This is a genomic window from Olsenella uli (genome assembly GCF_016900775.1).
Lineage (GTDB): Bacteria > Actinomycetota > Coriobacteriia > Coriobacteriales > Atopobiaceae > Thermophilibacter > Thermophilibacter uli_A.
The window spans coordinates 1-390 of the sequence record NZ_JACJKN010000049.1 but is presented as its reverse complement, the minus strand read 5'-3'; the positions used below and the strand labels follow the sequence as shown (position 1 = coordinate 390).

The window sequence follows — 390 nt, the reverse complement described above, 5'->3', positions numbered from 1 at the left end:
TGCGACGTTTGATCGTGATCCCGACCGTCTCGAGACTCTGAGCGTAGACCTCGGCGATGATCTCAGATTCGGTAAAATTCGCCGAACCGACGATCAGGTCTGCGCTACCGGATCCCGAGCCATCCGAATTGAGGGGGTCGTTTGAGGAACATGCTGCCAGACCGGTCAGCAACGCTGTTCCGAGCAGGGTTCGGCGGGTCATGGGCGTTGTGATCATCGGGTGCTCCATTCGATGGGATCACTGCGGGGTGAGGGCCAAGGCGTGTCTGACACCCGGGCCAGTGAGTAAGCGGGTAACGAGGCGGAGCAGCCCGTCAACAACCAGAGCCAGCACGATGATGACGATGGATCCGGCGAGCATTTGTGGGTAGTCGGAGACCTGTCTCTTAT

1 pseudogene is annotated in these 390 nt (G+C 59.2%); it reads right to left on the bottom strand.

The annotated features are described in order from the left end of the window. Positions 1-217, bottom strand: a pseudogene (locus H6A23_RS11260) (hypothetical protein); the annotation flags it as partial. Between the last annotated feature and the right edge of the window lie 173 nt (positions 218-390).